Source organism: Kitasatospora sp. NPDC051914 (assembly GCF_040680995.1).
In the GTDB taxonomy this organism is placed as follows: domain Bacteria; phylum Actinomycetota; class Actinomycetes; order Streptomycetales; family Streptomycetaceae; genus Kitasatospora.
The window spans coordinates 81,360-94,101 of the sequence record NZ_JBFAXX010000013.1 but is presented as its reverse complement, the minus strand read 5'-3'; the positions used below and the strand labels follow the sequence as shown (position 1 = coordinate 94,101).

At 72.8% G+C, this 12,742-nt stretch carries 7 protein-coding genes; 5 read left to right on the top strand and 2 right to left on the bottom strand.

Annotated elements, in window-relative coordinates; translation table 11 throughout:
• Positions 1 to 78: 78 nt before the first annotated feature.
• Positions 79 to 1,221 carry a hypothetical protein gene (locus AB0M03_RS11365; protein ID WP_363490935.1) on the bottom strand — a complete coding sequence of 381 codons (1,143 nt, stop codon included), beginning with the start codon at positions 1,219 to 1,221 and terminating at the stop codon, positions 79 to 81.
• A gap of 347 nt (positions 1,222 to 1,568) precedes the next feature.
• Between AB0M03_RS11365 and AB0M03_RS11360 the strand changes: the two genes are divergently transcribed.
• The 3 genes from AB0M03_RS11360 to AB0M03_RS11350 all read left to right on the top strand — a co-directional run bounded on the left by AB0M03_RS11360 (position 1,569) and on the right by AB0M03_RS11350 (position 7,789).
• Entirely contained in the window at positions 1,569 to 3,329 is a 1,761-nt protein-coding gene (locus tag AB0M03_RS11360; protein ID WP_363491013.1) for an IucA/IucC family protein, read from the top strand.
• Complete coding sequence (locus AB0M03_RS11355) at positions 3,326 to 5,245, top strand: GNAT family N-acetyltransferase (protein WP_363490933.1); 1,920 nt, start codon at positions 3,326 to 3,328, stop codon at positions 5,243 to 5,245. The genes AB0M03_RS11360 and AB0M03_RS11355 overlap by 4 nt, the downstream gene beginning before the upstream one ends.
• A 465-nt stretch (positions 5,246 to 5,710) precedes the next feature.
• Entirely contained in the window at positions 5,711 to 7,789 is a 2,079-nt protein-coding gene (locus tag AB0M03_RS11350; RefSeq protein ID WP_363490931.1) for an ATP-dependent DNA helicase, read from the top strand.
• A gap of 156 nt (positions 7,790 to 7,945) precedes the next feature.
• On the opposite strand, the gene lexA is transcribed toward AB0M03_RS11350, so the two are convergent.
• Entirely contained in the window at positions 7,946 to 8,683 is a 738-nt protein-coding gene (gene lexA / locus AB0M03_RS11345) for a transcriptional repressor LexA (RefSeq protein ID WP_363491011.1), read from the bottom strand.
• Positions 8,684 to 9,139: 456 nt separating this feature from the next.
• Between lexA and nrdR the strand changes: the two genes are divergently transcribed.
• Positions 9,140 to 9,637, top strand: coding sequence for a transcriptional regulator NrdR (gene nrdR, locus AB0M03_RS11340; protein WP_363490929.1), 498 nt, complete (start codon positions 9,140 to 9,142; stop codon positions 9,635 to 9,637).
• Between the two features lie 192 nt (positions 9,638 to 9,829).
• Positions 9,830 to 12,709, top strand: coding sequence for a vitamin B12-dependent ribonucleotide reductase (locus AB0M03_RS11335; protein ID WP_363490927.1), 2,880 nt, complete (start codon positions 9,830 to 9,832; stop codon positions 12,707 to 12,709).
• The last annotated feature ends 33 nt before the right edge of the window (positions 12,710 to 12,742 follow it).

The window sequence follows — 12,742 nt, the reverse complement described above, 5'->3', positions numbered from 1 at the left end:
CCCGTCGTTGTGTCGTGTTCGCCGCACCGGCCCGCGGGCCGGGGACGCTCCCGGCCGCGGCGGCCGGCGCGGCTGCGGTTACTTCTGCGAGATGTAGGCGAGCGCCTGCCTGGCGACGCCCTCCAGGTACGGGCCGCTCAGCGTGGTGTGGGCCAGCGTGCCGATCGAGGTGTTGCTGACCAGCGCCAACCTGCCGTCCGGCATGGCGGCGAACCAGCCGCCGCCACTGGCACCGGCCGTCATGGTGCAGCCGATGGTGAGCATCGGCGGGCGGGCGGCGTCGAAGGACAGCCGGGTGGGCCGTCCGCCGTCGCACCTGTCGAGCTCCTGGCCGTTGAACGGCTTCACCGCCGGATAGCCCCAGGCGGAGATCTTCAACTGATCGCGCGGCGCGTCGAACCAGACCGGCACCGCGGTGCCGATCGTCTCCTCCAGGGACTTCGCGGGGTCGTCCGGGTTGTGGACGCGCAGCACCGCGAAGTCGTACTGGTTGGCGGCGTCACCGCTGTGCCCGCCCTCGGCCGGCCACAGCGGTGAGGTGATCACCTTGTCGGCCCACCACTGCCCGAGCGGTGCGACCTCGGCCGGCTTCGCCTTGCGCCCGCCGCTCGCCGCCCCCGAACTGTTGTACGCGGGAACGAAGATGATGTTCTTGAACCAGTCGCCGCCCTTGCCCTGGTGGACGCAGTGCGCCGCCGTCCAGACCAGGTTCGACTTCCCCGGGTGCGCCGGATCGGCCACCACCGTCGCCGAGCACTGGCCGATGCCCCCGCCCGGCGCATTGCTGAACACCTTCCCGGAGGCCGGGTACCGCGTGTACGGGCGCTCCACCGCGACCGCCTGCACCGGCGCCGGGTCCGGCTCGGTGCCGTTGTCACCGGGCGGCGGCGGTGCCGCCGGCGGAGCCGGCTGCTGCGGTGCGGCCTTCTCCATCCGGTCCGGGTCCCACAGGTCCCGCACCACCGGGTTCTGGAACACGTGCTTGGACGCCCAGTTGTCCCAGTCCGAGAACTTCCAGCGCCTCAGCTCGTCCCAGCTCCGCGGCAGCCCCGCCAGCAGGCCCGACGGAAGGTCGGCGGGCAGCCGCAGCCGACCCGCCTGCGCGGACGCGCTCCCGGACGGTTCCGCGCCGCCCCCGCCCTCCGGCGTACAGGCCGCCACCGTCAGCAGCAGTGCCGCGGCGAGTGCCGACAACGGCCCCGCGCGTCTGATCAGTGCCATGGCTACGTCCCCCCTGACGTCGCTGTGTTCGAATCACCGCCGGTGCAGTCTCCCACCACCGGCGGCACGTACGCGCCGTGCCTGGTGCATGCCTGACGAGAGGTCACCGAACCGTGACCCGGGGCCTACCGTCAGCACACACCACCCCCACGAGTGAGTGATTGGCGAGGATTCACCATAACGAGTGAGGTGATCTTGTGGTCGTCCGCCACAGGTAGGTAACCCTTACCTGTCGCCTTCCGGGTGCTGTCCCCCCGCCGCACCCGTTCGACCCCCCGCGCCCTCGTACGGCGCGCCCCAAAGGAGCAGCCTTGAGCACCGCCCTCGCCGGAGCCCCGACCCCCGCCGTGCCGCCCGGACCCGCTGCCCGCCGAACGCCCCCCACCCCCGACGACCCCCTGCTCCACCCCGACCCGGCCACCGCCGCCGAACACGCCGGCACCGAAGCCGTCCTGCGCTGCTGGGCCCGCGAGACCGGCGCCCGCCCCGACCCCGCCGGACGCCTCAACGTCCCCGTCCTCGGCGGAGCCGCCCACCTCACCGCCCCCGTCCGCCACTGGTCGCCCACCGGCCGGCACCGCTTCGGCCCGGTCACCGTCACCACCGGCCCCGGCGGCCCCGCCGCACCGGTCGACGCCGTCACCGCCACCGCCCTGCTCGCCCGCACCCTCACCGACCGGCCCGAACCCGGCCGGATCGCCGACCTCGCCGCCCGCGTCGCCGACTCCGTCGCCCGCACCGCCGAGATCCTCGCGCACCGCCGCACCATCCCCGACCCCGTCGGCACCAGCCCCTTCCTCCGCGCCGAACAGGCCCTGCTGCTCGGCCACCCCCTGCACCCCACCCCCAAGAGCCGCGACGGCCTCGGCCCCGCCCAGAGCCGCGCCTACTCGCCCGAACTCCACGGCTCCTTCGCCCTCCACTGGTACGCCGTCGACCGCACCCTGCTCGCCTCCGACTCCGCCACCGGGACGGCCGCCGAAACCCTCACCGCCGAACTCCTCGGCGACCCCCGGCTCCTCCCGCCCGGCACCGCAGCCCTCCCGCTCCACCCCTGGCAGGCCCGCGAACTCGCCCTGCGCCCCGCCGTCGCCGCCCTCCTCGACCAGGGCCTGCTGCACGACCTCGGCCGGCACGGCGACCCCTGGCACCCCACCTCCTCCGTCCGCACCGTCACCCGCCCCGGCACCCCCTGGATGCTCAAGCTCTCCCTCGGCCTGCGCATCACCAACTCCCGCCGCGAGAACCTCCGCAAGGAACTCCACCGCGGCACCGAGGTCCACCGCCTGCTCGAAACCGGCCTCGGCGCCGAATGGCAGGCCGCCCACCCCGGCTTCGACATCGTCCGCGACCCCGCCTGGATCGCCGTCGACCACCCCGGCCTCCCCGACCCCGACGGCCTCTCCACCGTGCTGCGCCACCAGCCCTTCGGCCCGCACGACCGCGCCGTCTGCCTCGCCGGTCTCCTCGCCGAACGGCCCACCGACCGGCTCGACTCCCACCTCGGCCGGATCGTCGCCGCCCTCGCCGCCCGCAGCGGCCGCACCCCGGCCACCGTCACCGCCGAATGGTTCCTGCGCTACCTCGACGCCGTCGTCCTGCCGATCCTCTGGTTCGACGGCCGGGCCGGCATCGCCCTCGAAGCCCACCAGCAGAACACCCTCGTCCTCCTCGACCGGGACGGCTGGCCCACCGGCGGCCGCTACCGCGACAACCAGGGCTACTACTACCGCGCCTCCCACGCCGAACGGCTCACCGCCCGCCTGCCCGGCCTCGGCAGCACCAGCGACACCTTCGTCCCCGACCACGTCGCCGACGAGCGGTTCGCCTACTACCTCGGGATCAACCACATCCTCGGCCTGATCGGAGCCCTCGGCGCCCAGCAGCTCGCCGACGAGGAAGTCCTGCTCGCCGCCCTGCGCCGCTTCCTCGCCGGCCCCCGCGCCGCCGCCACCGGCTCCACCCTCCCCGCCCACCTGCTCACCGCACCCACTCTGCGCTGCAAGGCCAACCTGCTCACCCGGCTGCACGGACTCGACGAACTCGTCGGCCCGGTCGAGACCCAGTCCGTCTACACCGACCTCGCCAACCCGGTGGCCGGCGCATGACCCCGCCCGCCGAGCAGCCGCCCGGCCACCGGACCCGCGACCCGCTCGACCACGTCGCCGACTGGGGCCCGATGGCCACCCCGGCCGGCGAGTTCCGGCTCCGGCCGGTCCGCCTCCCCGACGACCTCCCCCTCCTCACCGGCTGGATGAACGACCCCGCCGTCGACGCCTACTGGCAGCTCGCCGGACCGCCGGAGACCACCGAACGCCACCTGAGGGCCCAACTCGACGGCGACGGCAGCAGCCTGCCCTGCCTCGGCCTGCTCGACGGCACCCCCGTGAGCTACTGGGAGGTCTACCGCGCCGACCTCGACCCGCTCGCCCGCCACTACCCCGCCGAACCCCACGACACCGGCCTCCACCTGCTGCTCGGCCCGCCCGACGCCCGCGGCCGCGGCCTCGCCGCCGTCCTGCTCGCCGCCCTCGCCGACCGCATCCTCGCCCGGCGTCCCGCCTGCCGACGCGTCCTCGCCGAACCCGACACCCGCAACACCGCCTGCCGCCGCGCCCTCGCGCGGGCCGGCTTCGCCCCCGCCGGCGAACTCCGACTCCCCGACAAGCAGGCCGTACTGATGGTCCGCCGCCGCACCGCCCCCGCACCGGGCCCGGCCCGGCCCGAGCCCTACGACCTCCTCGGCGTCGGCATCGGCCCGTTCAACCTCTCCCTCGCCGCCCTCGCCGACGGCGCCGCCGACGCCGTCTCCGCCCTCTTCTGCGAGGCCGAACCCGAATACCGCTGGCACCCCGGCATGCTCGTCGACGGCGCCAGGATGCAGGTCCCCTTCCTCGCCGACCTCGTCTCCCTGGTCGACCCCACCAGCCCCTGGACCTTCCTCAACTACCTCCGCCACCAGGAACGCCTCTACCCCTTCTACTTCGCCGAGCGCTTCCAGCTCTCCCGCCGCGAATACGAGCACTACTGCCGCTGGGTCGCCCACCGGCTCCCCAACTGCCGCTTCGGCGCCCCCGTCACCGCCCTGCGCCGCGACCCGGCCGACGGACTCTTCCGCGCCGAGGCCGGCGGCCGGGAGATCCGCGCCCGCAACGTCGTCCTCGGCGTCGGCACCCGCCCGCACCGCCCCGCCGCCTTCACCGCCCTCGACGGCCACCCCCGCGTCTGGCACTCCGCCGACTACCTCGCCCGCCGCGACAGCCTCGACGGCGCCCGCGACATCACCGTCCTCGGCTCCGGCCAGTCCGGCGCCGAGGTCTTCCTCGACCTGCTGCGCCGCCGCCCCGACGACGGCACCCGGCTGCGCTGGCTCAGCCGCACCCGCGCCCTCGCCCCCATGGAGTACTCCAAGCTCGGCCTGGAGCACTTCACCCCCGACTACACCCGCTACTTCCACAGCCTCCCGCGGGAGGTCCGCGACCGCCTGGTGCCCGCCCAGTGGCAACTCCACAAGGCCGCCAGCGCCGAGACCCTCGCCGAGATCCACGACCTGCTGTACGAGCGCTCCATCGGCCGTCCGCCCGGCAGCGACCCGGTCGAGATCGTGCCCGGCACCGCCGTCGCCGCCGCCCGGCCCGGCCCCTGCGGAGGGCTCGAACTCCACTGCCGGCACACCGACTCCGGCACCGAGCACGTCCTGCGGACCGACGCCGTCGTCCTCGCCACCGGCTACCGCGCCACCCGGCCCGAGGCGCTCGACCCGATCGCCGAGTTCATCGACTGGGACGAGCAGGGCCGCTACCGCGTCGACCTCGACCAGCGCGTCGCCACCCGGCCCGAACTCGCCGGCGGCCTCTACGTCCAGAACGCCGAACTGCACACCCACGGCGTCGGCACCCCGGACCTCGGCCTGGGCGCCCACCGCGCCGCCGTCATCCTCAACGCCGTCGCCGGCAAGGAACTCCACCCCCTCCCCACCCGCACCGCCTGGACGAGCTTCGCTCCGCCCGGGAAAGGCCTGTGACTCGGGGTGGGCGGGGTGAGGGCCCGGGACTTCGTGGACGACCCGGCATCCGATGCCCACGAATCGTCCGTACCCGCTGTTCTGTCGCCAGCTCGCCTCCGGGCCCGCTGTTCTGTCGCCCGCTCGCCTCCGGGCCCTCCTGATCCGGCGCCGACGGTCTCCCCCAGCCTGGCGGCTGGGAGGTGCCCCCATGCTCCGTCGCTGCGCTCCCTCGCTCGCCCTCCTTGCCCGCCGACGGGCAGGAGGGGCCCACCCCTTCGACGCCGGCGGGCCCTTCGGCTCGGGGCGGTGCCGCTCCCGCGCGGTGACTGTGCTGTGCGGGGCGTCCCGGAAAACCCGGGCCGGTGGCGGCGACGGTTCGTCCACGCCCCCGGCCGCGCACGGCGCACTCCTCGGCGCGGGTCGAGGTAGGCCCGTCGCGACCGGGCCCGATTGTCGGTGCAGCGCCGTAGGGTGGTCGGCGTCATGACGAACGACTCCGCACCCCTGCCCCTGCCGGGCGACGACGACGCGCCGGCCCCCGTACCGCGGTCCCGCATCCCGGAGCTGCTGCACGCCGCCGTCACGGCCGTCGGGGGCGTGGAGCGCCCCGGCCAGGCCAGGATGGCCGAGGCCGTCGCCGACGCCGTCGACGAGGGCGAGCACCTCCTCGTCCAGGCCGGCACCGGCACCGGAAAGTCCCTCGCCTACCTGGTGCCCGCGCTCGCGCACGGCGACCGCGTCGTGGTGGCCACCGCCACCCTCGCCCTGCAGCGCCAGCTCGTCGAGCGCGACCTGCCCCGCACCGTCGACGCCCTGCACCCGGTGCTGCGCCGCCGGCCGCAGTTCGCGATGCTCAAGGGCCGCTCCAACTACGTGTGCCTGCACCGGGTGCACGAGGGCACCCCGGTGGACGAGGGCGAGGGCCTGTTCGACGCCGCCGAGGTGCTCGGCGGGCCGAGCAGCAAGCTCGGGCAGGACGTCGTGCGGCTGCGCGAATGGGCCGAGGAGACCGAGACCGGAGACCGCGACGACCTCTCGCCCGGCGTCTCCGACAAGGCCTGGGCCCAGCTGTCCGTGAGCTCCTCGGAGTGCCTGGGCGCCTCCAGGTGCCCCTACGGCCAGGAGTGCTTCGCCGAGGCAGCGCGCGAGCGGGCCAAGACCGCCGACGTCGTCGTCACCAACCACGCGATGCTGGCGATCGACGCCATCGAGGGCGCCCCGGTGCTGCCCGAGCACGGGCTGCTGATCATCGACGAGGCGCACGAGCTGGTGAACCGGGTGACCGGTGCCGCCACCGCCGAGCTCACCGTGCACGCCGTGAACCGGGCCGTCCGGCGTGCTGCCAAGCTGGCCAACGAGAAGGCCGTGGACGCACTCCAGGCCGCCGCGGAGAACTACCACGGGCTGATGGAGACGGCACAGCCCGGCCGGGTCGAGGAGCTGCCGGAGTACCTGGCGTACGCCGTCACGGCCATCCGGGACGCCGCCCGCCAGGTGATCACCTCGCTCGGCGAGACCCGCGACCGGGCTCTCTCCGACGAGGACGCCGTCCGCAAGCAGGCGATGGCCTCCGCCGAGTCGCTGCACGAGACCGCCGACCGGCTGCTCCAGGACTCCGCCTACGACGTGGTGTGGATCGAGCGCAGCGACCGCTTCGGCATGGGCACCGCCTCGCTGCGGGTCGCCCCGCTCTCCGTCTCCGGGCTGCTCAGGGAGAACCTCTACCGGGACCGCTCGGTGGTGCTCACCTCCGCCACCCTCAAGCTGGGCGGCGACTTCAACGGCGTCGCGGCCTCGGTCGGCCTGCCCGTCGAGGGCCGGCTGCCGGACGAGCGCACCCCCGGCGAGACCCTGCCCGAGGGCGGCGAGGAGGCGCCGCCGCCGTGGCGCGGCCTGGACGTCGGCTCCCCGTTCACCTACCCCAAGCAGGGCATCCTCTACGTCGCCAAGCACCTGCCGCCGCCCGGCCGCGAGCCGGACCGGCCGGCCATGCTGGACGAGCTGGCGGAGCTGATCGGCGCGGCGGGCGGGCGAACCCTCGGCCTGTTCTCCTCGATGCGGGCGGCGCAGGCCGCCGCCGAGGCGCTGCGCGAGCGGCTGGACCAGCCGATCCTGCTGCAGGGCGAGGAGACGCTGGGCGAGCTCATCCGCAGGTTCGCGGGGGACGCGCAGACCTGCCTGTTCGGCACGCTGTCGCTGTGGCAGGGCGTGGACGTGCCCGGGTCCTCCTGCCAGCTGGTGGTGATGGACCGGATTCCGTTCCCGCGGCCGGACGACCCGCTGATGAGCGCCCGCCAGAAGGCGGTGGAGGAGGCCGGCGGCAACGGCTTCATGGCGGTGGCGGCCACCCACGCGGCGCTGCTGATGGCCCAGGGCGCCGGTCGGCTGGTCCGTGCGGCGGACGACCGGGGAGTGGTGGCGGTGCTGGACCCTCGGCTGGCCACGGCCCGGTACGGAGGCTTCTTCCGCTCCTCGATGCCGGACTTCTGGTACACCACCGACCGCAACCAGGTGCGCCGCTCGCTCGCCGCGATCGACGCCTCCGCACCCCCGGTCAAGTAAGCCGGTCGACCACACGGGTCGACCATGCGGGTCGACCACGCGGGTCGACCACGCGAAGGGGCGCGGGGAACTGCGCGACCCATGGCGGGTGCACCGGGAAGTCCGGGCGCACCGGTCATGGGTCGCGCAGTTCCCCGCGCCCCTTCGCGGTCTTCGTCAGAGGCGACGCAGCACGGCGACGACCTTGCCGAGGATGGTGGCGTTGTCGCCCGGGATCGGGTCGTACGCGGGGTTGTGCGGCATCAGCCAGATCTTGCCGTCCTCGCGCTTGAGGCGCTTGACGGTGGCCTCGCCGTCGATCATCGCGGCGACGATGTCGCCGTTCTCCGCGACCGGCTGCCGCCGGACGGTGACCCAGTCGCCGTCGCAGATGGCCGCCTCGATCATCGAGTCGCCGCGGACGGTGAGCGCGAAGAGCTCGCCCTCGCCGACCAGCTGGCGCGGCAGCGGGAAGACGTCCTCGACCGTCTGCTCGGCGAGGATCGGCCCGCCGGCGGCGATCCGGCCGACCAGCGGCACGTACGAGGTGGAGGGGCGGCCGGCGGTCTCGGCGGTGTTGGGGCGGGCGACCTCGACGCCGCGCACCTCGTAGGCGCGGGGGCGGTGCGGGTCGCGGCGGAGGAAGCCCTTGCGCTCCAGGGCCATCAGCTGGTGGGCGACGGAGGAGGTGGAGGAGAGGCCGACCGCCTGGCCGATCTCGCGCATGGACGGCGGGTACCCTCGGCGCTGGACCGAATCCCTGATGACCTCGATGACGCGGCGCTGGCGCTCCGTCAGACCGGCCTCGTCGGTGCGGATGCCGGGCGGGCGGCCGGGCAGGGAGCGGGTGGGGACGGGTGTGCCGAGCACGTCGTCCTGCACGGCGGCGTGCTCGATCGGCTGGCTACGGCTCATGCTGTGGTCCACGCCTTGCTGGTCCGTGGTGCGCGCGGAGCGCTCCTGCACCGGGATGGAGTTGCTCTTGAGATCTACGGTGTTCATCGCGGCCCCTCATTGGACAGGCGTTTCTCCCTTGCCCTGCTCAACTGGTGCCCCTATCGAAAGGTTGCGCCAAACACACGTTCGAGTGAATTATTTAGCAGTCTGCTGACGCGATCAAGGCTTTGGGTGTACATCGATTAAATGTTCGACTCTCGCAGTCTATTTCACCGCCTCCGGGGATTTCGACCCGGTCGGCGGAACGGCCGGGAACGAACCCGCGGCGCCCGGCGTGGCGAGCGGCCCCGGCGCTAGATCTTGTGCCAGTCTCTCCGCTCGGGCCCACAGGTTGTGGTCGGCTTGCTGTGGACCCCTGCCCATCGCGTAGAGTGTCCCGGTCCGCTGTCGTGCCGTTCGGGAGGGAGTTCTCAGGTGCACTGCCCCTTCTGCCGGCATCCTGACAGCCGGGTCGTGGACAGCCGGGCCAGCGACGACGGCAGCTCCATCCGCCGCCGGCGCCAGTGCCCCGACTGCGGTCGGCGGTTCACCACCGTCGAAACCGCCACCCTGATGGTGATCAAGCGCAGCGGCGTCACCGAGCCCTTCTCCCGCGAGAAGGTGATCTCCGGCGTCCGCAAGGCCTGTCAGGGCCGCCCGGTCACCGAGGACGCGCTCGCCCAGCTCGGCCAGCGGGTCGAGGAGTGCGTGCGGGCCTCCGGCAGCGCCGAGCTGTCCACCCACGACGTCGGCCTGGCCATACTGGGCCCGCTCAAGGAGCTCGACGTCGTCGCGTACCTGAGGTTCGCGTCCGTCTACCGGGCCTTCGACGGCCTGGAGGACTTCGAGGCCGCCATCGCGGAGCTCCGCGCCGAGCAGCCCTTCGTTCCGGAGGACGGCACCGCGGTGCCGGTCCCCGCCGCCGCGCCCTAGGGCCGCGGCAGGTCCACCGCTTCGACCGTCCGCGGTCGGCGCGTGCCCACGCAACGGGTACAGAACACAACACAACGTGCGAAAGCGGCCGGCGTCCGCGGCTGCCCGCACACCAGGAAGCGAACCACCGGATGCCCGTAAGCCGGAAGCATCGGGGCGTCCAGGGCGTTTGCCCAGGAGGAGGAAGAAGAAGTGACCGACACGACGAGCGGTTCCGCACGCGGGTCCAAGTCCGCGAAGGCGACCAAGGCGGCCGGCAGGGCCCCCGAGGGCGGGCTGCGGATCGAGCGCATCTACACCACTCCTGGCGTCCACCCCTACGACGAGGTGACCTGGGAGCGTCGCGACGTCGTCATGACCAACTGGCGTGACGGCTCGATCAACTTCGAGCAGCGCGGCGTCGAGTTCCCCGACTTCTGGTCGGTCAACGCGGTCAACATCGTGACCTCGAAGTACTTCCGCGGCGCCGTCGGCACCCCGCAGCGCGAGTGGAGCCTCAAGCAGATCATCGACCGGGTGGTGCTGACCTACCGCGCCGCCGGCGAGAAGCACGGCTACTTCGCCACCCCGGACGACGCCGAGACCTTCGAGCACGAGCTGACCCACGCCCTCCTCCACCAGGTGTTCAGCTTCAACTCGCCGGTCTGGTTCAACGTCGGCACCAAGCAGCCCCAGCAGGTCTCCGCCTGCTTCATCCTGGCCGTCGACGACTCCATGGAGTCGATCCTCGACTGGTACAAGGAAGAGGGCATGATCTTCAAGGGCGGCTCCGGCGCCGGCCTCAACCTCTCCCGCATCCGCTCCAGCAAGGAACTGCTGTCCTCCGGCGGCAACGCCTCCGGTCCGGTCTCCTTCATGCGCGGCGCCGACGCCTCCGCCGGCACCATCAAGTCGGGCGGCGCCACCCGCCGCGCGGCCAAGATGGTCGTCCTGGACGTCGACCACCCGGACGTCGAGGCCTTCATCGAGACCAAGGTGAAGGAGGAGGAGAAGATCCGCGCCCTGCGCGACGCCGGGTTCGACATGGACCTGGGCGGCGACGACATCACCTCCGTCCAGTACCAGAACGCCAACAACTCCGTCCGCGTCTCCGACGAGTTCATGACCGCGGTCGAGAACGGCACCACCTTCGGCCTGCGCGCCCGGATGACCGGCGAGGTCATCGAGACCGTCGACGCCAAGAAGCTCTTCCGCAAGATGGCCGAGGCCGCCTGGGCCTGCGCCGACCCGGGCATCCAGTACGACTCGACCATCAACCACTGGCACACCTGCCCGGAGTCCGGCCGCATCAACGCGTCCAACCCCTGCTCCGAGTACATGCACCTGGACAACTCCAGCTGCAACCTCGCCTCGCTCAACCTGATGAAGTTCCTGCGCGACGACGACTCTTTCGACGCCGCGACCTTCGCCAAGGTCGTCGAGCTGGTCATCACCGCGATGGACATCTCCATCTGCTTCGCGGACTTCCCCACCGAGAAGATCGGCGAGACCACCCGCGCCTACCGCCAGCTCGGCATCGGCTACGCCAACCTCGGCGCCCTGCTGATGGCCACCGGCCACGCGTACGACTCCGAGGGCGGCCGCGCCCTGGCCGGCGCCATCACCTCGCTGATGACCGGCACCGCCTACCGCCGCGGCGCCGAACTCGCCGCCGTGGTCGGCCCGTACGACGGCTACGCCCGCAACGCCGCCGCCCACCGGAAGGTCATGCAGCAGCACGCGGACGCCAACGCCGCCGCCGTCCCGGTCGACGACCTGGACGCCCCGGTGTGGGCCGCCGCCACCGACACCTGGGGCGACGTCGTCCGCCTCGGTGCGGCCAACGGCTTCCGCAACGCGCAGGCCTCGGTGCTCGCCCCGACCGGCACCATCGGCCTGATGATGGACTGCGACACCACCGGCGTCGAGCCCGACCTGGCCCTGGTGAAGTTCAAGAAGCTCGTCGGCGGCGGCTCGATGCAGATCGTCAACGGCACCGTCCCGCGCGCCCTGAAGCGCCTCGGCTACCAGGACGAGCAGGTCGAGGCGATCGTCGCCCACATCGCCGAGCACGGCAACGTGATCGACGCCCCGGGCCTGAAGGCCGCCCACTACGAGGTCTTCGACTGCGCGATGGGCGAGCGTTCCATCTCGCCGATGGGCCACGTGCGGATGATGTCGGCGATCCAGCCGTGGATCTCCGGCGCCATCTCCAAGACGGTCAACATGCCGGAGAACGCCTCGGTCGAGGACGTCGAGGAGATCTACTTCCAGGCCTGGAAGCTCGGCGTGAAGGCGCTCGCGATCTACCGCGACAACTGCAAGGTCGGCCAGCCGCTCTCGGCGAAGACCAAGACCCCGGCCGTCGAGGAGAAGGCCGCCGAGGCGCCCGCCGCGGTCGAGAAGGTCGTCGAGTACCGCCCCGTCCGCAAGCGCCTCCCCAAGGGCCGCCCGGGCATCACCACCTCCTTCACGGTGGGCGGTGCCGAGGGCTACATGACCGCCAACTCCTACCCGGACGACGGCCTGGGCGAGGTCTTCCTGAAGATGTCCAAGCAGGGTTCGACCCTCGCGGGCATGATGGACGCCTTCTCCATCGCTGTCTCGGTCGGCCTGCAGTACGGCGTGCCGCTGGAGACCTACGTCTCGAAGTTCACCAACATGCGCTTCGAGCCGGCCGGTCTGACCGACGACCCGGACGTGCGGATGGCCCAGTCGATCGTCGACTACATCTTCCGCCGCCTGGCGCTGGACTTCCTGCCGTTCGAGACCCGTTCCGCGCTCGGCATCCACTCCGTCGAGGAGCGCACCCGGCACCTGGAGACCGGCTCCTACGAGCCCGTCGAGGAGGACGTGGACGTGGAGGGCCTCGCCCAGTCCGCGCCGATCGCCGCCCCCAAGGCCGCCGAGCAGCCCGCCCCGGCGAAGCCGAAGGCCGCCCCGGTCCAGGCCCACAACTCCACCGAACTGGTGGAGATCCAGCTGGGCCTGAACGCCGACGCGCCGCTCTGCTTCTCCTGCGGCACCAAGATGCGCCGCGCCGGCAGCTGCTACCTCTGCGAGGGCTGCGGCTCCACCAGCGGCTGCAGCTGACGACCCTGCGGCTGGGCTGACGACGCCGAGCCG

Coding starts and splice junctions, on each gene's coding strand:
- lexA (WP_363491011.1), bottom strand. CDS start 8,683: ATGAGCCGTAGCCAGCCGATCGAGCACGCCGCCGTGCAGGACGACGTG.
- AB0M03_RS11355 (WP_363490933.1), top strand. CDS start 3,326: ATGACCCCGCCCGCCGAGCAGCCGCCCGGCCACCGGACCCGCGACCCG.
- AB0M03_RS11350 (WP_363490931.1), top strand. CDS start 5,711: ATGACGAACGACTCCGCACCCCTGCCCCTGCCGGGCGACGACGACGCG.
- AB0M03_RS11365 (WP_363490935.1), bottom strand. CDS start 1,221: ATGGCACTGATCAGACGCGCGGGGCCGTTGTCGGCACTCGCCGCGGCA.